Source organism: Allochromatium tepidum (assembly GCF_018409545.1).
Lineage (GTDB): Bacteria > Pseudomonadota > Gammaproteobacteria > Chromatiales > Chromatiaceae > Thermochromatium > Thermochromatium tepidum_A.
This window is the reverse complement of the sequence record NZ_AP024563.1, coordinates 2,590,339-2,612,901: the sequence shown is the minus strand read 5'-3', so window position 1 is coordinate 2,612,901 and position 22,563 is coordinate 2,590,339. Positions and strand designations below refer to the sequence as shown.

At 64.6% G+C, this 22,563-nt stretch carries 16 protein-coding genes; 12 read left to right on the top strand and 4 right to left on the bottom strand.

What is annotated here, in order from left to right:
• Positions 1-28: 28 nt before the first annotated feature.
• The 6 genes from Atep_RS12525 (at position 29) to Atep_RS12500 (ending at position 8,406) form a co-directional block, all read left to right on the top strand.
• Entirely contained in the window at positions 29-988 is a 960-nt protein-coding gene (locus Atep_RS12525) for a GNAT family N-acetyltransferase (RefSeq protein ID WP_213378830.1), read from the top strand.
• A 412-nt stretch (positions 989-1,400) separates the two neighbouring features.
• Complete coding sequence (locus Atep_RS12520) at positions 1,401-2,519, top strand: hypothetical protein (protein WP_213378829.1); 1,119 nt, start codon at positions 1,401-1,403, stop codon at positions 2,517-2,519.
• A 317-nt stretch (positions 2,520-2,836) separates the two neighbouring features.
• Positions 2,837-4,522 carry a sialidase family protein gene (locus Atep_RS12515; RefSeq protein ID WP_213378828.1) on the top strand — a complete coding sequence of 562 codons (1,686 nt, stop codon included), beginning with the start codon at positions 2,837-2,839 and terminating at the stop codon, positions 4,520-4,522.
• Positions 4,523-4,594: 72 nt separating this feature from the next.
• Entirely contained in the window at positions 4,595-5,746 is a 1,152-nt protein-coding gene (locus Atep_RS12510) for a glycosyltransferase (RefSeq protein ID WP_213378827.1), read from the top strand.
• Between the two features lie 3 nt (positions 5,747-5,749).
• Complete coding sequence (locus Atep_RS12505) at positions 5,750-6,958, top strand: hypothetical protein (protein WP_213378826.1); 1,209 nt, start codon at positions 5,750-5,752, stop codon at positions 6,956-6,958.
• A 5-nt stretch (positions 6,959-6,963) separates the two neighbouring features.
• Positions 6,964-8,406, top strand: coding sequence for a hypothetical protein (locus tag Atep_RS12500; RefSeq protein ID WP_213378825.1), 1,443 nt, complete (start codon positions 6,964-6,966; stop codon positions 8,404-8,406).
• Here Atep_RS12500 and Atep_RS12495 read toward each other — a convergent pair.
• From Atep_RS12495 to Atep_RS12485, 3 genes are all read right to left on the bottom strand, one after another.
• Positions 8,352-9,569 carry a glycosyltransferase gene (locus tag Atep_RS12495; protein ID WP_213378824.1) on the bottom strand — a complete coding sequence of 406 codons (1,218 nt, stop codon included), beginning with the start codon at positions 9,567-9,569 and terminating at the stop codon, positions 8,352-8,354. The two genes, Atep_RS12500 and Atep_RS12495, sit on opposite strands and share 55 nt — an antisense overlap.
• 3 nt (positions 9,570-9,572) lie before the next feature.
• Entirely contained in the window at positions 9,573-9,944 is a 372-nt protein-coding gene (locus Atep_RS12490; RefSeq protein WP_213378823.1) for a DUF2304 domain-containing protein, read from the bottom strand.
• A 412-nt stretch (positions 9,945-10,356) separates the two neighbouring features.
• Positions 10,357-11,133 (bottom strand): glycosyltransferase family 2 protein, encoded by a 777-nt coding sequence (locus tag Atep_RS12485; RefSeq protein ID WP_336511357.1) that lies wholly within the window; start codon positions 11,131-11,133, stop codon positions 10,357-10,359.
• A 355-nt stretch (positions 11,134-11,488) separates the two neighbouring features.
• On the opposite strand from Atep_RS12485, the gene Atep_RS12480 reads away from it, so the two are divergent.
• Positions 11,489-13,093 (top strand): hypothetical protein, encoded by a 1,605-nt coding sequence (locus Atep_RS12480; RefSeq protein WP_213378822.1) that lies wholly within the window; start codon positions 11,489-11,491, stop codon positions 13,091-13,093.
• A gap of 376 nt (positions 13,094-13,469) precedes the next feature.
• Here the strand turns inward: Atep_RS12480 and Atep_RS12475 are convergent, their stop codons facing one another.
• Positions 13,470-16,055 carry a trypsin-like serine protease gene (locus tag Atep_RS12475; RefSeq protein ID WP_213378821.1) on the bottom strand — a complete coding sequence of 862 codons (2,586 nt, stop codon included), beginning with the start codon at positions 16,053-16,055 and terminating at the stop codon, positions 13,470-13,472.
• 240 nt (positions 16,056-16,295) lie between these two features.
• Here Atep_RS12475 and Atep_RS12470 point away from each other — a divergent pair, with 240 nt between their 5' ends.
• Genes Atep_RS12470 through Atep_RS12450 form a run of 5 tightly spaced genes read left to right on the top strand, consistent with a single transcriptional unit; the run spans position 16,296 to position 22,518 of the window.
• Positions 16,296-17,429: a glycosyltransferase gene (locus tag Atep_RS12470; RefSeq protein WP_213378820.1), complete on the top strand. Its 1,134-nt coding sequence runs from the start codon at positions 16,296-16,298 to the stop codon at positions 17,427-17,429.
• Positions 17,430-17,457: 28 nt separating this feature from the next.
• Positions 17,458-20,934 carry an acyl-[ACP]--phospholipid O-acyltransferase gene (locus tag Atep_RS12465; protein WP_213378819.1) on the top strand — a complete coding sequence of 1,159 codons (3,477 nt, stop codon included), beginning with the start codon at positions 17,458-17,460 and terminating at the stop codon, positions 20,932-20,934.
• A 31-nt stretch (positions 20,935-20,965) separates the two neighbouring features.
• The gene (locus Atep_RS12460; RefSeq protein WP_213378818.1) at positions 20,966-21,199 is read left to right on the top strand and encodes a type II toxin-antitoxin system HicA family toxin; all 234 of its coding nucleotides are present in this window, start codon (positions 20,966-20,968) and stop codon (positions 21,197-21,199) included.
• On the top strand, positions 21,196-21,564 hold the full coding sequence (locus Atep_RS12455) for a toxin-antitoxin system HicB family antitoxin (protein ID WP_213378817.1): 369 nt from the start codon (positions 21,196-21,198) through the stop codon (positions 21,562-21,564). Before Atep_RS12460 ends, Atep_RS12455 begins: the two co-directional genes overlap by 4 nt.
• Entirely contained in the window at positions 21,565-22,518 is a 954-nt protein-coding gene (locus tag Atep_RS12450) for a 2-dehydropantoate 2-reductase (protein WP_213378816.1), read from the top strand.
• The last annotated feature ends 45 nt before the right edge of the window (positions 22,519-22,563 follow it).

Sequence of the window (22,563 nt, the reverse complement as noted above, 5' to 3'; positions counted from 1 at the left end):
CGCGGGGCTTACGCCGGATAATTCGCGGATGGATCGATATCAACTACGCGCTGCCGAGTCCGACGACGAGTCCAGGCTGCGCGAGCTCTTCGCGACCGTTTTCGGTGAGCAACGGACATCCGAGCAATGGCGCTGGAAGTATGGCGCCGGTTGCGCGCTCGCCAAGAGTGCCGGATACCGATGCGCCGACTCGGTCGTCGCGCTCGACGAGACCGGAAGGCTGGTCGCCCACGCCGGCGCTCTGACCCTGCCCGGCCGGCGTGAAGGCGCACCGATTCCGATCGTCCAGGTCTGCGACGTGATGGTGCATCCCGAGCATCGGGGCGGGCTGGGTCGCCGCAACCTCTTCACGCTCATGCTGCGCGATCTGCTCTCGCGTATCGCCGAGCGGTTGCCGACGGCGTTTCGCTACGGTTTTCCGGGCCGGCGTCCCTATCTCATCGGCGAGCGTTCAGGCGTCTATGAGCGTCTGGAGATCGCCCTGGAGTCGCGTCTCACGGGGCCGCGCGGCTGGAACAACCTCTGGCGCGCCGCGCCGCTGGACTGGCAGGATGCGCGTCTCGATGCGCTCTGGGAGCGTCTGAGCGGTCAGTGTCGTCTGGGGCTGGTGCGCGATCGTGCCTATCTGCGCTGGCGTTATGCCGACAACCCCAGTCATCGCTATCGTCTCTATGGTCTGAGCCGGTTGGGGCGGCTGGCGGGTTGGGGCGTCTGCTCGCAGGACGGTTCCGAGCCGAGTCTGGTCGACCTCTGGCTGCCGTCGGCGGCTGTGGGGGCCGCCTTGCGTGCGCTGGTGGCGCGTCTGGAGTCGGATCTGGGGCGGGCCGGCATTCGCGCTTGGCTGCCGGGCGGCTATCGGACGGCTCTGGGCGTCTCCGGCACCGAAACCCCGGTCGTAGTGGCCAATATGCGTTGGGAGTCGGCGATCTCGGCTGAGATTGCGCGCGATCTTTTGTATTATACGATGGGCGATGTGGATATCTTCTGAGGCGCTCCGAGTCCTCGCCGCCGTCGGAGACGACGATCGCGCCGCCTCGTACTATCCGGATTGCTGTGGCGAAAAAGTCATGCAAGTCGGCTTGAGCGACATTTTCGTCAGTCGTTGTCAATTTGCAACAGTAGGGACGGATGTGCTTGAAAAGCAGTCTAACAGGCTCGTTTTTAAGTCTTTTTTTGGTGCGTTCCGCTGGCGCGGGTCCAGTCGGGCGTCGCTAAATTTACGGATGTGGGTTGACAACAACAATTTGTGGTGTAGACTCCTGGACGAGCCGCGAGCCGGCGTGGCATGCGTTTCGGATGGGCGGCGCCTCCGCTAACTCCAGCACGAGTAGTCCAAGAGATCCGGAATACTCAACCCTTTGGTCAGTTTGTAACGTGTGAATCACAGGAGAACTCCAGCGATGTTCGCAAAAAATACCCTCGCATCCGCGGTCGCGGCAGCCATCGGCGTTTCGGCGGTTGGTGTGGCGCAGGCCGATACCGTCTTCTTCCCCTATGCGGCTCTGAGCCCGACCGTCACCACCGTCGTCAGCGTCATCAACACGACCGCCGACAACTGGAACCAGAACGGTGCCTACGCGGCCACTCACCTGCACTACCGCTTCTACTACAAGAACGTCGCTGCCGGCGAAGGTCTGCTCAACAACTGCGAAGAGTACAACGAGTACCTGCCGACCAGCCGTAACGACATCCAGACCATCGATCTGGGCGGCGTCTTCGGTTCCGATACCGCCGGCGTTCTCTTCAACGATCCGAGCATCAACAACCCCTGGCAGCAGTCCGGTCGTGACTATGCCTTCGGTCGCAATGTTCAGCCCGCTCGCGGTTATCTGACCGTCGACAATAGTGATGGCACCGTTTTCGATCCGAATGGCGATGATGGCGAGACCCTTTCCGGTGAAGCCTTCGTGTTCGAGTTCGGTAGCGGCGCGGCTTGGGGCTATCAGGCTTACAGCTCGGATGATGCCGACTTCCGTCACGCGGCTTCTCAGAGTCCGTCGAACGTCGCTATCATGCCGTTCAACGAAATCACGACCGCTTTCTTTGTGACTCCGGTGTCCATCGATCAGCATCCTGATTTCATGAACAACTATCGCGCTCGTATCGAGTTCGTGACCACGACCCGTGGCGACCTCTACGATCGTGACGAGAACCTGATCTCCGGTACCGTTCCGCAGGACGTCGTGTGCGTTGGTCGCATCAATGCGATTTCGATGCTGAGCGATGGTACCGCTGCTCGCCTCGTGAATGGTGGCTGGGGCCGTCTGTGGAACTACCGCCTCACCCAGGATCCGGCTGACGCCACCAAGTGGGTGCCGGCTTCGTTCAATGTCGATACCACCGCCGGCAGCTCCGATTCGGCCGATCGCTTTGCGGTTGCCAATCGTAACCTGACTACGGACGGCGCTGTCGTCATCAAGCTCGAGTACAACACCGGCAACACCTTCAATGGTGAGGCTGTGGGCGGAACCTACAACAACTCCATTCTGTTCGCTCCTGACGAAAACAACCCCTTCTGACGTCTAGGTCGATCCTTGAGCGATCGAATCGTCGGCTACTGGTAGGACTGGCCAACACCAGTCCCAACCAGTAGACAAGAAAAGCCGCCCCTAGGCGGCTTTTTTTATGGAGGTATCGTAAGCATTTTGCTTCTTCGATTGCCTTACAATGACTTCGGATTCAAACAATTGGCTGTCGGGGATTCAAAGTGATCGTTCAAAGATTCAAAGCCCTTGGCCTGGGCTGTGTGCTGGGTGTATTCGTCACGGGCGGCACGTCGTTCGCCGCGGATCGAGCCGAATCCTCCGCGTCCTATGAGACGCTGAGCAATTCAACCATGGCGGCCACGAGCGGCTGGGAATACGTCCTGGACGCCTCGGGGCAACGCTGGCTCGCCTACTATGATCGAGATCGTCTGCTCAGGTTGCGCGATCCCAAAGGCCAGGAGCGTCTGCTGGTTCCGGACGATCGCGCTCAGGCACCCTCGGGGCTGGCGCTGTCCGCCACCGACAAGGGAACGCTCGCACTCTGGCGCGACAAGCATCCCGACAAGGGTCTCTATCTGCTCGATACCGACCAGTTGACCCCCGGCGCGACATCGATCAAGCCGCTGGAGATCGGCGCCGACACTGAGCCATTGGCGCGTTTCGTAGCCCAATCCGATGCCAAGGGTCTGACTCATCTGCTCTGGTACGGCGAGAAGGCCGGTCAACCGACCGGCAGCATCCACAATCTCTATTATCGGAACCTCGACCGCTCCAAGCAGGAGCTGTCGCCGATCGAACTGGTGATGGCCGGCATCTATCCGGTCATGGCCTCAGATCCGCAAGGCAATCTGGTCGTCTTCAGTTGGCAGGGTGATGTGGACGGACGGCGCATCGTCTCGCGCTTCCGCCCAGCGAGCGGTGAATTCGCCGAGACCGTGACGGTTGCGGACGATGTGTCCGACGTCACGCCGATCTTCGAGGCCTTCCGCTCCGGTTCGCGCTGGTTCGCGATCTGGCTGTCCCAGCGCGGCTTCGACAAGCGTGATTTCCACCTCGAAGGTGCGCACTCCGACGACAACGGCAAGACCTGGAAGCGCTTCGATTTCGAGGATCTGCGCGGGCACGACATCGCCGGCCTGAATATCGCGACCGATGACGAGGGTCATATCCTGCTCGCCGTCAGCGGGCGCAATCGTAGCGAGCACGATCGGGACAAGCAGGATGTCTATGTCATCCATTCGACCGACCGCGGCGAGACCTGGTCCAAGGCCGTCAAGCCGCGCACCGGCGACCAGGAACTCCTGTCCCTGTTCCATGCGCGCAACCCCTCGGTCGCCTTTGGCCGGAAGCCCGGACAGGTGCTGCTGGTCTGGGAGGACTGGCGCGACATCCGCTCCGGCCTCTATGCCAGCCTCTCCAACGACTATGGCGCGACCTGGACGATCGCCGACGTGCCGCTGCCGCGCGAGCCGGGCGTCAACCTGGGCCTGCGCTACGAGCCGAACGCGGTCTATGCCGCAGACGACGGCTATCGCGTGATCGCCGAGCGTTACACCGACGACACGCTCGAAGGCAAGCAGCTCGTCGAACTGAAACTCGACGAATCCAGCCTGAAGTCGCTCGCCGAGTCCGCGCGCGCCGAGCGTGAGCGTCTGGCCAAGACCGGCGAGGCGGACCTGCGCAAGCGGGTCGAGGGCTATTGGAAGGCGATGCAGGCCGATGACTACAACACGACCTACACCTATCTCGACCCCTTCTTCAAGGCCGCCACCCCGCTGAACATCTATCTGTCCAACATGGGCAAGATCAAGTACAGCGAGGCCAAGATCGACGCGATCACCATCAAGGGACCGATCGCCGAGGTCGTCACCACCATCCGCGCCCATGTGCCCGAGTTCAAGGCGCCCATGACCGGCGAGGTCATCAAGCAGCCCGAGCGCGTGGTCCCGGTCAAGAACCGCTGGCTGTGGATCGATGGCGAATGGGTGAGCGAGTTCCGGATCGAGTCGCAGGACATCGTCTTCACGCGCTACTGATCCTGAAGCCCCTTGGGTTGGGTGCTCCTGGTGTGCCCAGCCCAGCTTTTCGACCGGCTGACGGTTCTCTCAATGCATTTGCTGATCCTGCATCTGGCCACGGTGTTCGGCGGCGCCGAGCGCACGACGGGCAACCTGATCACCCATCTCGATCGCCGCGTCGTGCGACGGATCACGCTCGCCGCCCCTGCGGCCTTGCGCGAGCTGGTCCCCCCCGACTACGACGACTTCCTCGACACCGCCGCGCATCTGTCGCGCGGCTGGTTCACGAACGCCCGTGAACTGCATGACGACGCGCGCATCATCGGCACCTTGATCGCGCGTGCCGAGCCGGATCTGGTGCTCGGGATGATGCACTACCCCTCGGCCCTCGCCGTGTTCGGGACGCGGCTGGCACGTCTGCCCATCAAGACGGTCGGCAGCTTTCGTGGGCCGGTGTACGAGCACATGCGCCGCTACGAGCATGGACGTCGGCGGCACCTGTTCCTGCGTCTGGCCGTCGGCGCCACGGCACGGCTGGCCGACCGCATGATCGTCCCCTCGGAGGGCACCGCGCGCGAACTGAGCCGACACTTTCTCGGCCCGACCCGACGCACAGTCGTCGTCCCGAACGGCATCGACGGCGCCGGCGTGGCCCGTCTCGCCGCCGAATCCGCGCCCGGACTGGAGACGCTGCCGCCCGACTTGCCCCGTCTGTGCACAGCCGCGCGTCTGTCGCCGGAGAAGGATCTCGGTCTGCTGCTCGCCGCCTTCCGACGCCTGCAATCGATCCGGCCGGCCGCCCTGATCCTGGTCGGCGACGGACCGGATCGCTCGGCGCTCGAACGCCGGGTCGCCGACTGGGGACTGGCCGATCGCGTCCGTTTCGTCGGCCATCGCGAGAACGTCTATCCCTATATCCGCCAGGCCGATCTCTATGTGCACACCTGTCAGTTCGAGGGTTTTGGCTATACCATGTTGGAGGCGCTGGCCTGCGGCACGCCCGTGGTGGCGACCGATTGCCCCTATGGCCCGCGCGAGGTGCTGGGGCGGGACGAATATGGTCTGCTGACCCCGATGGAGGACGCCGAGGCGCTCGCGCACGCCATCGGCGCCCTGCTGACCGATCCCGAGCGCCGACACCGTCTGGCCGAACGCGGACGCGAGCGCGCCGAACAACTCTCGATCGAACGCATGGCGCGCGGGTATGAGCGCGTCTTTACCGATCTCATGGAGCGCGGTTGAGCCTTGAAACACTCGGTTTTGCAAGCCTCCCGGTATCGTCCGCTCGCCCTGGTCGCCGCGCTGCTCGGCGCCACCCTGGGTCTGTGGCTGCTGCTCGCCGGAGTCTATCTGTGGAGCGAGGATCCGGCGCGGCCGACCATTCGGATCTCTGCCTCAGGGCTTCAGCTCACGGCGGGCGAGGGCGCCCAGAGCGAACGCGGTCTGCGCGTCGAGCGCGCGGCGTCCAATGGCCTGATCCTGGTCCAGGGCGCGATCCGCCCCTTCGAGGCGCGCGACTATCGCGGGCTGGGCTGGCGGATCGACGGGCTGGACGCGACGCGCGAGCTGCGTGTCATCTGGGCCACGGCCGCGACCACCCGCAAGCCCTTCGATCGCCTGATCTCACCGGACGAACGTCGCGCCGGCTTCGTCACCCTGACCGATGATCCGAACTGGGCGGGGCTGGTCGTCGGCGTCGGTCTGGCCGTCGTCGGGTCCGACCCGGAGGCCGAACCGCTGCTGTTCGAGTCGCTGACACTCCAGCCGCGCCGCCCGGCCCTGTCGGAGATCCTCCCGCTCGCCTGGAACGACTGGCGGCGCGATCCGGGCTGGACGGGGCGCTCGATCAACTTCACGGATTCGACAGAGGGCGCGGGCCGGATCCGGCCGCTGATCCCGGTGGTCGTCTGGTGCGCACTGGCGGCGCTGATCCATCTGCTGCTCGCGCCGCCCTGGCGCGGATTCCGGTCCTGGACGCCCTATGGCGTCATCCTGCTCGTCGGCTGGCTGGCGCTGGACGTGCGCTGGCAGTGGATGTTGCTGGAACGTCTGGACCAGACCCGTTCGCTCTATGCCGGACTCGAGGCCGCCGAGCGTCAGCGGGTCGGGCCGGACCAGGGCTTTTATCCCTTCATCGCGGACATCCGCGCGCGACTCGGAACCGAGCCGGTGCGGATCTTTCTCGTCGCGTCCGATCCGGCGAGCTATGGCGCCAATCGCGCGCGCTACCATCTGCTGCCGCACAACGTGCGTCTGAGCGCCACCCTGGACGCCGCGAGCGGGGTCGAGCCGGGTGATGCCGTGTTCCTGATGAGCCCGCTCGATCGCACGGCTCATGATCGGGGGCGCTCCGAACTGGTGTTCGGGGACTGGCGTCTGGCCGTATCGAGCGAGCTGTCCCAGCCGGGGCTGGGTACGCTGTTCCGGGTCACGTCGGTCGCGGTCGAGGATTGAACGACATGGAAACGAGCATGACCCTGATCACCTGGTTCGCCGTCGCACTATCGCTGTTGCTGCCCTGGCTCGCGGGCGCCTTGCTGCTGCGGCGGCTGTGGCCGGACGGGACGCCCGGTGTCTGGCCGCTGGTGCTGGGCTATGGCTATTGGGCGGCACTGCTCGTCGGTGCATCGTTGCTCTATCCGCTGTCGATCCTCGGCCTGCGGGTTGCGTTCTGGCTGCTGATGCTGGGGTTCGCGTTGGCGCTCGGCTGGGCGGTGCGGGGCCTTCGTCCGTCCGGTCGGGAGGCCTTCCGGTCGCTCCGTTCAGTCTGGCCGCGAGACGCGCGCGAGCTTGGATCTCGCCTGCTCCTGGTGCTCCTGCTCGGCTGGATCGGACTGCGTTTCGCGGTGCTGGCGCTGGAGGTCTGGTGGCAACCGCTGTATCCCTGGGACGCCTGGACCACCTGGGCGGTGCGGGCGCGCGTCTGGTCCGAGTTGGGTCGGCTGGTGCCCTTCGTCGCGCCCGAGGTCTGGTCGGGCGACGGCACGGGCGCGGTCTATACCATCGCGGCCTGGAACTATCCGGCACTCGTCTCGCGTCTGGCGCTGTGGCCGACGCTGGCCGCGGGCGGCTGGAACGAGACCGCCGCCAATCTGCCCTGGCTCGGCGCCGCGATCGCGCTGGCGCTGGGGTTCTATGGCCAGGCGCGTCTCTGGGGAGCTTCGGCGCCGGCGAGTCTGGCGGCGCTCTGGGGGCTGATCTCGCTGCCCCTGTTCGACACCCATGTGGCGCTGGCCGGGTATGCCGATCTCTGGCTGGCCGGGGCGCTGGGGTTAAGTCTGATGGCCTTTATGCAGTGGACGCGCACCGGCGACAGGCGTCAGGCGGCGCTCTGTCTGGCACTGGCCGCGACCTGGCCGCTGCTCAAGCTGGAGGGTGCGGTCTGGCTGGTGCTCCTGGTTCCGGCCTGGATGCTCGTCGAGGCGCGTCGACGTCGGATCGGTCTGAGCCTGATCGCGGCGGTCGTCCTGGGTTTCGGACTCGCCTGGGTGATCGGTCTGAGGTTCGAGGCGCCGTTCATCGGCCTGATCGAGATCGGCGCCGAGGCGATCCGGTTGCCCTTCATCGGACGCTTCGAGTTGGGCTATCACGATAACTGGGGCGTCTTCGCCCAGGCGCTCCTGGGGCTGGAGAACTGGCACCTGCTCGGCTATCTGCTGCTGGTCGGACTGATCGTGGCCATCTGGCGGGTCGTGCGCGGCGAGCGCGCACCCTGGCTGCTGTCGGGGCCGGCGCTCGTGCTCGGCAGCCTGCTGCTGCTGTGGGGGCTGTTCTTCCTCACCGACGCCCATCGCTGGGCCGAGCAGGGCACCAGCCTGGGCCGGTTGCTGCTGCACTTCGTACCCTTCTATGTCTTCTTCCTGCTGACGCTCTGGGGGCGTGCGTCGACCACCTCGGCATAGAGCTGCGCGATCCGTTCGGCGATGCGCGCGATACCGAAGTGCGTCTCCAGCGCCTGGGCGCCCGCCTGGCCGAGTCGCCGGGCCTGCTCGGGATCGCGCCCCAGCCGATCGATAGCGGCAGCGAGCGCCGTAGGATCGCCCGGCGGAACCGTCAAGCCGTTGCCTGCCTGACGCACCACCCAGCCGGTCCCCGAGCCGGGGATATCGCTGACCACCACCGGCTTGCCGAAGCGCATGGCCTCCAACTGCACCAGTCCGAACGCCTCGGTCCGCTCGATCGAGGGCAGGCACAACAGGTCGCAACCGGCCAGCAGGGCGTCGAGCACTGGGCCGGGCTGATGACCCACGAGCCGGACGCGCCCGTTCAGCCCGAGTGTCGCGATCGATCCGCGCAGCGCATCGGCCAGATCGCCCGAGCCGACGATGAGCACGCCGGCTTCGCGCAATGCAGCGGCGGCCCGGATCAGGATCTCGTGTCCCTTGTAATAGGTCAGACGCCCGATGGCGAGGACACGCCGGGGGCTAGGGCTGTGTCTATCTGAGGGGGCGACGCTATGCCACAACGCCTCCGCTTGGGCACGGCTCGCGGCGTCGGGTTCGGGGATACGCGCGGCATCCAGACCCAGAGGCACGACGACACAGCGTTCACGCCGGGGCGCCAGTGCCGGACTGGACGCGAGATACTCCGGCGAGGTGGCGATGATCCGCTCGGCGCGGGCGAGCAACGCCTGCTCGAAGGGTCGATAGAGTCCATAGGCCAGACTCAGACGCCGGTCGAGCGTCGAGGCGACCACGTCCGAATGCCAGTGCACCACCCAGGGCAGACGGCGCGCCGAGGGCAGGGCGAGCGCCCAGAAGGCCGAGGTGTTGGGCAGGTGCAGATGCAGCAGATCGGGCGCGAGTTCGCCGATGAGCCGGTCGAGCCGGCGCGGGAAGGCGGGACTGATCGGCGCATAGAGCAGTCGCCCATAGGTCGGGGCGCGATACACCGGCGGATCCTCGGGCGCGATCGGGCGTGAGCCGTGACGGCCGGATCGCTCGTGATGCACCAGCGCGGCGGCTTCGATCCCCTGCGCCTTGAGCGCCGGCAGCAGGTCGGCGAGGAAATGCTCCATGCCGCCCGCGAATGGGGGGAAATACTTGCCGATGTGCAGGACGCGCATGGCTCAGGAGGCGGGGGCCTGTGGCCGGTCGTCCGGATCGGAGGCCGGCGGCTCGCGCGCTTCCAGCATCGCCAGCCGCTGGGCCAGACGCCGGATCTGACGCTCCTGACGCGAGCGCTCCAGGTCCATGGTCAGGATCTTGATCAGCAGTAGGGCGAAGCCCAGCACCATGGCCAGCATCGGCGGATAGCTGACGCCCAGATAGCCGCCGAGACGGTCGAAGACGCTCGGAAAGAAGCCCAGCACCGTGACGGTCGCCGCCGCGCCGATCCACCAGACCGCATAGGGGCCGTGCAGATGATCGCGGCGCACCAGCCACAGGATCACGGCGGCGAGCGTCAGCCCGATCACCATCGAGGTCATTTGATACGTCATCAGTTCTTCCGCGAGAAACCCCGCCCTTCAGGGCGGGGAGGGAGAGCGGCTACGACCGTGCAGCCGCCGGAAACAGGTGCAGGCTTTCCACCTGCCGGGCCGTGCGGCTCTGCCCGTAAGGGCCTGGTGACGGTGCGGCGTCTCACGACGCGACACGCTCCCCTCGCCAATGTGTGCAACCGGCTCCCGCCTGACGGCGGCGACCCGAACCTTCGACGCTTTACCTTTCGTCAGCATGATCCAGACCTTTCAGAGCGGCGGACTGAGGAAGCATCCGCCGGTGAGTCTTGACGACCTGTTGCGCACGGAGCCCCTTTCGACCGTCCCGGTCAGGCGGGCTGAGGCTGGTCAACCCAGCTTGCTCTCACAAGCTCCGCCCTTCAGGGCGGGGTAGTTGACGGAAACGTCGATCCTATCCTGATACGTCTGAGTCCGTCCGCCGGTCGCGCGCTCGACCATGGCCGACGCGCGCCAGACAGAGCAGACTGGTCTGAAGCATATAGTTTCCCACCGTCCACCAGGACTTGAACACCCTGGAGACACCCTGGAGACGCGGTTGCATCGGCACGGGTTCCTCGATCACGCGCAGACCGTGCCGATGCAGGGTCAGGAGCACGCCGACGTCCTGATAGTCGAGCAGGGTCGCCTCGCGCGAGGCCAGCAGCCGGATGGCCCGTGCGTCGTAGGCGCGAAAGCCGGAGGTGATGTCCTCCAGGTCGAGTCCGGTCAGCCGGCGGAAATAGTGCCAGGCGAGGCGTCGCGCCGGGCTGGCGCGGGCGGGGAAGGCGCCGATCACGACGTTGGCCCGGCCCGCGAGCACGGGCGCGACCAGGGTGCCGATCTGGGCCGGCTCGTGCTGGCCGTCGGCATCGAGGGTGACGGCCAGACGATAGCCGTTGCGCTCGGCATAGCGCAGTCCGGTCTGGAGCGCGCCCCAGGCGCCCAGTTGCAGCGGCAGCGGCAGCAGGGTGGCACCGGCGGCGCGGGCGATCTCGGCTGTGTCGTCGGTGCTACAGTCGTCGATCACAACCACCGGATAGCCCCAGCGCCGGCGCACCTCGCGCACGATGGCGCCGACGGTCGCGGCCTCGTTGTGGGCCGGGATCAGGACCAGGACGTCCGCTACCCGAGGAGGGGCGGCCGGATTTGGTGCTTGATCGCAGGTTACGGGTTCAGGAAGGCCGGACACGAATCACCACATGGAGTCGCTGATTTCGAGGAGCGAACGACTTGATCGCACGGCATGTTGGGATAAACTTCAGTACGGACGTATCCGGCGCCCAAAGTTGCGTTCAAGGCAAAAAGTGTTACTTTTATGGTACGACTCGTGTCGTGGCCGGTGTATGGAATCGGTGGGAACGATTCACCGGGTCTTGGGTGATCGGGCCGCGCCCAGGGGGCGGAGACAGCGCGCCAAGCTAGCCGATCGTTCGCAGCGATGCAAATCCAGGATCGAGGCGGCTCGAAGGCGATATTGTGACACCCATGATCCAGGTTCGCTCGTCCAAACACTTCATCAACTCGACGACGAAGGAACGAAATCCATGAAATCTCTGATGCACCCTGTAGCGGGGCTCGCGCTTCTGCTACCCATCGCGGTGAATGCGGCCACGCTCGGTGGCTATCCTCCCGAAGAGACCTGCAGGGCCGATCGCGAATCCAGCTTCAACTCTGGGTATTCCCAGGGCTACAGCGCGGGTGAGGCGAACGGCTTTCAGCTCGGGCATCAGGCCGGACATGACTATGGGATTCGTACCTGCGTCGCCGAGCCGTTGCAGTTCGGCGTCACGCTCGCCTCGGTCATCCCCGCCGCGAGCTATGGTGAGACCGAGCCGAACGACAATTTCATCTCCGCCGATCCGCTGGTCCGGGGGGTGAATTTCTGGGGGCAGCTCTACGGATTGGCCGATCAGGACTGGTTCTATACCGAGACCACGGCGCCCAATCAGAATATCCTCGTCACTTTCTCGGTTCCGTATTGGATCGATGGCGTCAATTTGCTGGCAGGTCTGCCGGCAGTCTGGAATATCTCTGTGCGCGATGCGGCCGGCAACATCCTTGCGAACTACAACACCAACGTCATGGGCGCGATCGATTCTTATGACAAGGATCGCGAAACCTATTATTCCATGACCTACAGCGTCACGGCTGGGTTGACCGGCACCTACTATATCGTCGTCAAGCCGGCAGATGGCACCCTGACCACAGTGCCGGCCACGAATGCGACGATCTATCCCTATTCGGTCGCCGTCGTGGTCCAGGATTCGCCGCTTCCCGGCCAGCAGCCCATCGTCGGCTTCTATGATACCGAGGTCGAGCCGAACGATGTGCCGAGTCGGGCCAATCCCTTGGCGAACGGAGTCACCATGTATGGATTAATAAATCTCACTTTTCAGAATGTTGATACTCAAGAAGATGAGTGGGCGCAAGGTGAAGATGATGACTGGTATGTTTATAAATCTCAAGGTAACGAAATAGTTACATTGTCTTTCTGCGCCAAGGAGAAATGTGGTGCTGGCAATTGGTTTTTTGAGGTTTATGATCAGAATGAAGTTGAAAAGTGGCCAAATGCAAAGCCTTTGCTTGCATTTAATACTGATAACAGTGTTTCTGTCCCAGAAACTTTTCGAATTGGATTAAAAGATCCTGGGTATTATTTTGCGCGTGTGAATCACAAGCGTCTTTTTACAACTAAATGTGTTGGCTACCAATTTGTAGACATCGAGCTTGGATTTACTGGCGATCGGTGTTCTTGTGAAGTTGTTGATGGTGCAAAAGATATAAGTGCAGCAGGTAACTTTTGCTATGTGCCAACTGATATGTGCAGTCGACCTGGAAACAATTTATTGTGCAAAAAAAGTACAGATTCTTGTGTCTATGGAGTAGATCCCGGATGTCTATATAACACAAATGATCCCCCGGGATGTGTTACTACAGCACCGCAAGAAGATCAAAAATTATGCAACACTTATCAAACGCTAGCGAGGTGTGGGTGCGCTGTTTATAGTGGTGAAATCGAAATAGACAAAACCAAAGCTTATACTGGTCCCTACAACTTCACCTGGCACGGAACCCAACTGCCGCCCAGCACCATCGACACCGATGCCTACGAGGACTTTCTGAATCGCCCGAATCCCTATACGCCATAAACGGCCTGTTTCGGGTTGGGGCGGATCGGCTTTCTGCGATCCGGCCCCAAAATGAAACCGCTCCCGGCAAAACCAGGAGCGGTTTTTCATCAGTTCTTCCGCGAGAAACCCCGTCCTTCAGGACGGGGAGGGAGAGCGGCTACGACCGTGCAGCCGCCGGAAACAGGTGCAGGCTTTCCACCTGCCGGGCCGTGCGGCTCTGCCCGTAAGGGCCTGGTGACGGTGCGGCGTCTCACGACGCGACACGCTCCTGAGAAGCTTCCTTCCAAGCGACCTCGTTGCAACCCAACCTGCTCGCCCTCGGCGCGTTCGCGTTTCGCCCAATTCTCCAGGTTCTCCGCCAGCATGGTTTGCTCTCACCCAGCCGATAAACCAATCAGCGCGTGCAGGTTGCGCACAGCGAACGCGGCTGCATCGGCCTGAACAGCGCCTTGACGCTCTGAGCCTGGCTCATGCTGACCTCGCAGATGCTGTCCTTGCCGCTACAGGCGCCCTGCCAGCCATCGAAGAATGAGCCGTGGTCGGGGCGCGCCTCCAGGGTCACGCGCGTATCCTTCGCATATTGGCCGACACAGACACCGCCGCAGTCGATCACGCCCGGTCCGACATCCGAGCTGAAATCCATACCGGTCGTCGTTTCCATCCAGTCGACATAGTTGGCCAAGCGCGTATAGACGGCATGCCGAGGTGCGTTTCCACAATCATTGATTCTATCCGTGTAATCGTTGGGATCAGCCATCCTGTTGATCAGATTGGGCCGGTTCGGACGCGACCAGCTCGCGATTCCCGCCTGCACATAGCCGCCACGCTGGTTGCTCACGACCAGCGGACTGCCATCCTCCAACTGACAGGCACCGTTGGCCGGTGTCGAACTCGCGCAAATCATGTTACTGGTGATCCTGATGTTTCTGCCGGCACCCTCATACGTGCGGCGGCAGTCATTGGGACTCTCGATCACGGCTTCCTGGCTCTTGAGCACGGTCATCGGATAGCCGGACGTCTCACACATCTCTTCCGTTCCCCAGCCGGTGATGCGGCTGCGTGTTCGGATACAGGCCAACTCTTCCTCACGCTCGCAGGTGACCGGCCGGATCGGCTCAGCCCAAACCGGAGTCTTGAGTTCGAGCAGGGCGATATCGTTATTGCCCGTGACCGGATCGAAGGCCGGATGCTTGACGATGCGCTTGACCCTGGACACCTGACCGCCGCAGTCGGGACGGCTCGAACCGGTACGTACCTCGATCGCGGAGGGCGCAACCGTCGTGAAGCGCCCATCGCCGATGTCATCGACCACACAGTGCGCCGCCGTCAGAATCCAGTTGGGATGGACCACCGAGCCGCCGCACGTCCAGTCCCCATTCAAACGCCAGGTGCTGATACTCAGCCGCGCCTGCCAAGGCCATTCGGGTTGAGATTGCACCGGGCCGTCCGGCGGCGTGGGTGTGAGCGCCTGCGTCGCCTCGTCGCTCATCCGAATCTTGGTCGCCGTCACCCGTCCATTTCCACCGCCAACCTTTTGGACACTCAGCGGCAGATTGTTCACATCCGGATCCAGCCAGGGTTTCACCCATTGATAGTAATTGGCGAAGGCGCCATCGACCGTGGTGTTGGAGACCGAATCGCAGACGTCATCGATGTTCGAGCCGCAACTGCCATAGAGTTGGCCGACGACCTGCCCGCTGGCCGTCAGTACCGGGGCGCCGCTGCTGCCCGGCTCTGTGGCCCCCATGGCATTGCGGCTGAAGATATAGGCACCGCGCGGCATGGTGGTGACGCCGCAGTATTCGGTCGGATCCGTGCCGGCATCGACACGATGCGTCGAGAAGGCTTGAGGCGAACCCTGCGGATGGCTCAGCCGGAACAGCGTGGCACCATCCGACCAGGCCACGGGCGTACTGGTCCAGCCCAGATACCAGGCATCCTCGGGCGGCAGCTCGTCGAGGACCAGCAGACTGTGGTCATCCACCGCCGAGTGCCGGATCAGTGTCGCGCCCAGCGTACTGAAGGTGCCCGAGGGCACCGGCTGACAACCGCTGTGGCAGCCTGGGGTGCGATAGTCGAACCAGGCTTCGACCGTGGCGGCGACATCGGGATTGCTCACGCAATGATCAGCCGTCAGAAAATAGGGAATGGTCGTCTCGGGGTCGGTATCGGCGAGCAACCCACCGCTACAGGCATAGCCCCAGCCGTCATCGATGAAGTTGATGTAGGCCACGGCCTTGCGCGCCTTGTCGATCTCCGGCCAGTCGATGGGATTGAAGCAGGAAGCGTCCTCGACACAGGGCGCATTGTGGGGGCAGAGTTCGCGCGGCAGCGGGTGACGCAGCATGGCCGAGGCAATGGTGAAGCGCACATCGTCCGAGTCCGCTTCCGTGACCTCGACCTGGATGTAGAGCTGTTCGCCGGCGAAGCTGTGCGTCCACAGACGCTCGCCGACGTTGGAATAGCTGCGCAGGTCGCCGGCGTCGTTGTAGACGTGGATCTTGGCACCGTCCGGCAGCCGGATGTTATCGAGCAACAGCCGCGTTCCCGCCGAGCCGGTCGCATCGAGCCGGATCATCCAGTGCAGTTCGCCCTCGGATCGGCGCACCAGACCATCGGCGAAGGAGTAGGTCTGATCGCCCATGGCTTTTACGTCGATGGGCTTGAGATCGACATCGATGGCCACGGGCTTGACGGCCCCGACCTTGAACGGCTTGCCCGAGGCAACCGCCGCCGTAGCCTCCCGGTTCAACTGCTCGCGTTCTTCGTCCGTGAGCGCGAGCGTGGCGGCCGCAGACGATGGGGGGCGTCCGACGCGGCTTGTGAGCTGTTGCGCCGTCATCGCGGGCATGGAGGTCGGGGCGGACGGCGCCTGATCGACGGCGTTCTGCTGCGGAAAAACCTCCGCCGCCGACACGGCCCCCGAGGCGACCAGCAGGACGACCGGAATCAATATCCCGGTCAGCGTGTTTCTGTCCATCACAAGGCTCCTGTTTTTGAGACACCCAGGCATGGGTTTCGGTGAATCGCGGGAGCAGGTGATCCCAAGGTTAGACCAAGGACTGGATTCGTGCGCCATTCACACCAAACCGCGTTCGGCAGACCGGCTGTGGTTTATGATGTCTCACCGCAATCCAGTACCACGTAGCGCCCTGACTGGAGAGCATAGCGCGTCTCTTGGACAGGCGCGACATGTGGAAAACGTGCCACAGGCTACCTCATGCCCGCTCAGGACTCATCAAGCGACCAGCGCCCGATCGCCGTCTTCGCCTCCTTCTCGGGCGCGGGCGGGGTCGAGCGCATGCTGATCAACCTGCTGCATGGATTCGTCGCGCTGGGCGAGCGGGTGGAGCTGGTGCTGATCCGTGACGAGAGTCCGCATCTGGCGCACTGTCCGGAAGCGGTCGAACGGGTGCGGCTGCGCGCGCGCCATACGCTGCCGGCGGTGCCCGAGCTGGCGCGCTATCTGCGCGCGAGACGACCACGCGCCCTGCTGGCGGCCAAGGATCGTGCCGGACGTGCGGCCGTGCTGGCGCGCGCCCTGAGCGGCGTCGACACGCGGCTGGTGCTGCGGCTCGGGACCAATCTCTCGACCGCCATGGCCGAGCGTAGTGCCGTCGAACGCCGGCTGCGCTACTGGCCGATCCGGCGGCTCTATCCGGCGCTCGATCGCATCGTCGCCGTCTCCGAGGGCGTGGCCGAGGACACGGCGCGCATCGCCCGGATTCCGCGAGCGCGGATCGAGGTCATCCGCAATCCCGTCATCACACCGAGTCTGTATGAAGCGGCGTCCGCTCCCTGTCCGCATCCCTGGCTGGCGCCCGGACAGCCGCCGGTCCTCATGGGCGCGGGGCGTTTTCAGCGTCAGAAGGACTTCCCGACCCTGATCCGCGCCTTCGCCCGCGTCCGGGCCGAGCGCGACTGTCGGCTGATGATCCTGGGCGAGGGCGGAGGGCGCGCCGGGCTGGAGGCGCTGATCGCCGAGCTGGGCCTGAGCGCCGATGTCGCCCTGCCGGGATTCCAGCCCCAGCTTCCGGCCTATCTGGCGCGCGCGGCGCTATTCGTGCTTTCATCGGCCTGGGAAGGCTCGCCGAACGTGCTCACCGAGGCGCTGGCGCTGGGCGTGCCCGTGGTCTCGACCGACTGCCCGAGCGGTCCGTCCGAGATCCTGGCCGGCGGGCGTCATGGGCCGCTGGTATCCGTGGGCGATGTCGAGGCGCTGGCCTCGGCCATGCTGGAGACGCTGGCACATCCGCACCCGGCGTCCGAATTGCGCGCCGCCGTGGCCGAGTACGAATGGATGCACAGCGCGCGGGCCTATCTGGAGGCGCTGGGCGTATCGGCGTCGGTCTGAATCCTGTCGAATCTCAAGGGGGCTTGCCGTGGGTCAACTCTTCCGCATCACCGGGTTCCTGCCCTATGTCCTGATGATCTTCCTCAACGCCTTCGTGGATCTGGGGCACAAGATCGTCATCCAGAACACCCTGTTCAAGACCTATGACGGCGACGCGCAGATCCTGCTGACGGCCATCGTCAATGCGCTCATCCTGTTGCCCTTCGTGCTGCTGTTCACGCCCTCGGGCTTCATGGCCGACCGCTTCCCGAAGAACCGCGTCATGCGCGTGAGTGCCTGGGCCGCCGTGGGGCTGACGCTCTGCATCACGCTCTTCTACTATCTCGGCTGGTTCTGGCCGGCCTTCGCCATGACCTTCCTGCTGGCGGCGCAGAGCGCCTTCTATTCGCCGGCCAAGTACGGTTACATCAAGGAACTGGTCGGCAAGGAAGCGCTGGCCACGGCCAACGGCTGGGTACAGGCCACGACCACGACCGCCATCCTGGCCGGCATCTTCGTGTTCTCGATCCTGTTCGAGGGCCGACTCGCCGGCGCGACCTTCGACACGCCCGATGCGGTGATGGCACTGATCGCGCCGCTCGGCTGGGCACTGGTGCTCTGTTCGGTGGTGGAGCTGGCCATCGCCTACCGTCTGCCTCGCACCACCGAGGGCGGGACACCCGGCTTCGACTGGGGACGCTATGCGAGCGGACGCTATCTGCGCGACAACCTGCGCGCGGCCTGGGACAACCAAGTCATCTGGCTGTCGATCGTGGGACTGTCGATCTTCTGGGCCATCTCACAGGTGATCCTGGCCGCCTTTCCGGCCTTCGCCAAGGAGACCCTGGGCGAGACCAATACCGTGGTCATCCAGGGGATGCTGGCCTGCTCGGGTGTCGGCATCATCCTCGGCTCCATCGTCGCCGGGCGCGTCTCGCGCAACCACATCGAGACCGGGCTGATCCCGGTCGGCGCGATCGGCATCGCGCTCGCGCTCTTCCTGTTGCCGGGGTTGGGATCGAGCTGGGCACATGCGCTCAACTTCCTGGTGCTCGGGGTGTTGGCCGGGTTCTTCCTGGTGCCGCTCAACGCACTCATCCAGTTCAACGCCGGTGAATCCGGACTCGGACGGGTGCTGGCGGCCAACAACTTCGTCCAGAACGTCGTGATGCTGGGCTTCCTGGGGCTGACGGTGCTGGCGGCCTGGTTCGAGGTCGGCGGACTGCCGGTGATGCTGGCATTGGCGGTCATCGCGCTCGGCGGGGCGCTCTATACCATCCATCAGCTCCCGCAGTCGCTGGTGCGCTTCCTGATCGGACGCCTGATGGCCACGCGCTACCGGCTCAACGTCATCGGGCTGAAGAACATGCCGGCCCAGGGCGGGGTGCTGATGCTCGGCAACCATGTGAGCTGGATCGACTGGGCCATGGTGCAACTGGCCAGTCCGCGTCCGGTGCGCTTCGTGATGGAGCGCTGGATCTACGAGCGCTGGTATCTGCGCCGGTTCCTCGATTTCTTCGGTGTGGTGCCGATCTCGCGCGCGAGCAGCCGCCGGGCGATCCAGACCATCACGCAACTGATCGACGCCGGTGAGGTGGTGTGTCTGTTCCCCGAGGGGATGCTGAGCAAGAACGGCCAGCTCTCGGAGTTCAAGCGCGGCTTCGAGCTGTCGGCGCGCGCGGCCGGTTCGGGTGTCATCCTGCCGTTCTATCAGCGTGGGCTCTGGGGCAGCCGCTTCTCCTATGCCGGCGACAAACTGCGCACCAACCGTCGTGAGGGGCGTGCGCGCGATGTGATCGTCGCCTTCGGGCCGCCGCTGCCGCTGGAGTCGAGCGCCGAGCGGGTCAAGCAGGCGGTGTTCGAGCTGTCTGTGACCTCCTGGCGCGCCTATGTCGAGACCCTGCCGACCCTGCCGGCCGCCTGGCTGGCGACCGCCAAGCGCAATCCGAAGGCGCCGGCCATCGTCGACTCGGCCGGGACTACCCTGAGCAACCGGCGGCTGCTCACGTCCGTGGCGCTGTTCGCGCGCCGCATCCGGCGGCTGGCGCCCGAGCCGGCGGTCGGGATCCTGCTGCCGGCAAGTAGCGCCGGGGCCATCGCCAATCTGGCCGCGCTCCTCGCCGGCAAGACCCTGGTCAACCTCAATTACACCGCCAGCGCCGAGGCCTTGCGGGCCGGCGTCGAGCAGGCCGGGGTGCGGCATGTCATCACCGCCGACCGCTTCCTGCGCAAGCTCGAACAGCGCGGGATCGATCCGGCGGCGGCGCTGCCGGGTGTGACCCTGCATCCGATGGAGGGACTGCGCGCCCGGATCGGTCGCGTCGAGGCGCTGTTGACGTTGGGGCTGACGAGCCTGCTGCCGGCGGCGGCCATCGGACGCTTGTTCGGCCATCCGAGTCGCCCGGACGATACCGCCGCCATCCTCTTCTCCAGCGGCAGCGAAGGCACGCCCAAGGGCGTCGAGCTGACCCATCGCAACATCCTCGCCAACGTGCGTCAGATCTCGGACGTGCTCAACACCGAGCGCGACGACGTGCTGCTGGCCAATCTGCCGCTGTTCCATGCCTTCGGGCTGACGGCGACCACCTTCATGCCGCTGCTCGAAGGCTTGCCGATGGTCTGTCATCCCGATCCGACCGACGCGGTCGGCACCGCCAAGGCAATCGCCCGCTATCGCGCTACCGTGCTCTGCGGCACCTCCACCTTCCTGCGGCTCTATGTGCGCAGTCCCAAGGTGCATCCGCTCATGCTCCAGTCGCTGCGGATCGTCGTCGCCGGGGCCGAGCGGCTGGCGCCCGAGGTACGCGAGGGCTTCGCGCTCAAGTTCCACAAGGAGATCCTGGAGGGCTATGGCGCGACCGAGACCACGCCCGTGGCTAGCGTCAACGTGCCCGATGCGCTGGAGACCGAGACCTGGAAGGTCCAGACCGGATCGCGTCCGGGTACGGTCGGGATGCCGCTGCCCGGCACCAGCTTCCGCATCGTCGATCCCCAGACCTTGGAGACGTTGCCGCCCGGCGCGGACGGTCTGATCCTGATCGGCGGGGTGCAGGTGATGAAGGGCTATCTGGGCGCGCCTGAGAAGACCGCCGAGGCCATCGTCGAGCTGGACGGCATGCGCTGGTACAAGACCGGCGACAAGGGCCATCTCGACGCCGACGGCTTCCTGACCATCGTCGACCGCTATTCGCGCTTCGCCAAGCTCGGCGGCGAGATGATCAGTCTGACGGTCGTCGAGGATTCGGTGCGGAAGGCGCTCCAGCAGCCGGACCTGGAACTGGTCGCGGTCAACGTTCCCGACGAACGTAAGGGCGAGCGGATCGTCCTGCTCGCCGCCGCGGAGTCCGGTATCGAGGCGGAGAGTCTGCGTCGCGCCATGCTGGCGAGCGGCGCCAATCCGCTGACCATTCCGGCTGAAGTCCGGCGCATCGACGCGATCCCCAAGCTCGGCAGCGGCAAGACGGATTTCGGCGCCGCGCGTCGGCTGGCGCTGGCGGAAGGCCGGGAATCATCGGCACTCTATTGATGCGTGATGTTGCAGATAGTACTATTTAAGCGTGAGTCGTGCCGCTAAACTCCTGGCGTCCATGCGCCGCAACCTGCTCGATTGGCGTATCGAGCCGCTTCAAACCGTTGCGCGTCAGCATGGCGTCGATTGGCGTCAGGAGGGAACGAGCCACTGTGTCTTCATTCGCGCCGATGGCCGAACGCTACCCGTGCCCGCGTGTCGCCCGATCAAGCCGATCTATGTCAAGAAGTTTCTGGAATTGTTGGACGGAGACCAACCGTGAATGACCTGAATGCCTACCCCTTCGAGATTCGCCCACTCAGCCCGGAAGAGGGTGGCGGATTTCTGGTGTCCTATCCGGATTTTTCGGAGTGCATCGCCGATGGCGAGAGCATCGAGGAAGCCATCGCCAATGGCCGCGACGCGCTCCGAGCCACGATCGCCACGCTGGAGTCCAAGGGGTTTGCCGCGCCCGCGCCCAACAGCGGCGGTGTGGCGTCGGGTAAGTTCGTCGCGCGCGTCCCGAAGGCACTCCATGCTCAATTGACCCTGCGTGCCAGGGCCGAGGGCGTATCGCTCAATTCACTGGTCGTGTCGTTCTTGGCCGAAGGCTTGGGGCGATCGGAGCACCGAGCCGGAGTCCGTTAGATGTCTGATTCGACAGCTCTCAGTTTCACCATCCTGGGTACGGGTGCGCTTGGCGGCTTCTATGGTTCCCGGCTGCTCCTGGGCGGCGCGACCGTGCGTTTCATCGCGCACAGCGATGTCGACCGGATTCGCGCGCACGGCCTGCGCGTCGACTCGCCGCTCGGCGACCAAGTGCATCATCCGGTCGAGGTCTATGCCGATTCCGATCCGATACCATCGAGCGATGTGGTCTGCGTCGCGCTCAAGACGACGCAGAATGCCCGGTTGACCGAACTGCTCGCGCCGCTGGTAGGGGAGGGCACGGTCATTCTGAACTGGCAGAACGGCCTGACGCTGGAGGAGGAACTGGCGGCGCGCTTTCCGCAGGCCATCTTGATCGCCGGACTCTGCTTCCTGTGCTCGAACAAGGTCGGACCTGGGCATATCGTACATCTGGACTATGGCCGCGTCAGTCTGGCGGCGCTGGATGAACGCGGGGTCGACTGGCTGCCGCGGCTGCGAGCGGCCTTCGGCGCCGGCGGTATCGAGACCGACGTCCAACCCTCGCTGCCGGCGGCACGCTGGCGCAAGCTGGCCTGGAACATCCCGTTCAACGGCCTGTCGGTGCTGCTCGATCGCAACACCGACGCCATCATGGCCGATCCCGAGGCGCGCGCCCTGGCCGAGCGGCTGATGCACGAGGTCGCCGAAGGCGCGGCGGCCTGCGGCGTCCCCTTCGATCCTGACTTCATGCCCAAGATGCTGGCGACCACCGAGCGCATGGCGCCCTATGCGCCGAGCATGCGACTGGATTTCCTGGCCAAACGTGCGCTGGAGATCGAGTACATGTACCGCCGCCCGTTGCGCGAGGCGGCTCGGCATGGCGTTTCGATGCCGGCGGTGGAGACCATCGCCGCTCAACTGAGCATCCTTGATCGGTCGAATCGGGGCGATTCGGCAAGCCGCACCGCCTAGCCCCTCTCCCCTCGCGGGAGAGGGGTTGGGGAGAGGGGGAAAGCG

Excerpts from the sequence above, each read along its gene's own strand:
- Atep_RS12525 (WP_213378830.1), top strand. The coding sequence starts at position 29 with ATGGATCGATATCAACTACGCGCTGCCGAGTCCGACGACGAGTCCAGG.
- Atep_RS12520 (WP_213378829.1), top strand. The coding sequence starts at position 1,401 with ATGTTCGCAAAAAATACCCTCGCATCCGCGGTCGCGGCAGCCATCGGC.
- Atep_RS12515 (WP_213378828.1), top strand. The coding sequence starts at position 2,837 with ATGGCGGCCACGAGCGGCTGGGAATACGTCCTGGACGCCTCGGGGCAA.
- Atep_RS12510 (WP_213378827.1), top strand. The coding sequence starts at position 4,595 with ATGCATTTGCTGATCCTGCATCTGGCCACGGTGTTCGGCGGCGCCGAG.
- Atep_RS12500 (WP_213378825.1), top strand. The coding sequence starts at position 6,964 with ATGGAAACGAGCATGACCCTGATCACCTGGTTCGCCGTCGCACTATCG.
- Atep_RS12495 (WP_213378824.1), bottom strand. The coding sequence starts at position 9,569 with ATGCGCGTCCTGCACATCGGCAAGTATTTCCCCCCATTCGCGGGCGGC.
- Atep_RS12490 (WP_213378823.1), bottom strand. The coding sequence starts at position 9,944 with ATGACGTATCAAATGACCTCGATGGTGATCGGGCTGACGCTCGCCGCC.
- Atep_RS12480 (WP_213378822.1), top strand. The coding sequence starts at position 11,489 with ATGAAATCTCTGATGCACCCTGTAGCGGGGCTCGCGCTTCTGCTACCC.
- Atep_RS12475 (WP_213378821.1), bottom strand. The coding sequence starts at position 16,055 with ATGGACAGAAACACGCTGACCGGGATATTGATTCCGGTCGTCCTGCTG.
- Atep_RS12470 (WP_213378820.1), top strand. The coding sequence starts at position 16,296 with ATGCCCGCTCAGGACTCATCAAGCGACCAGCGCCCGATCGCCGTCTTC.
- Atep_RS12450 (WP_213378816.1), top strand. The coding sequence starts at position 21,565 with ATGTCTGATTCGACAGCTCTCAGTTTCACCATCCTGGGTACGGGTGCG.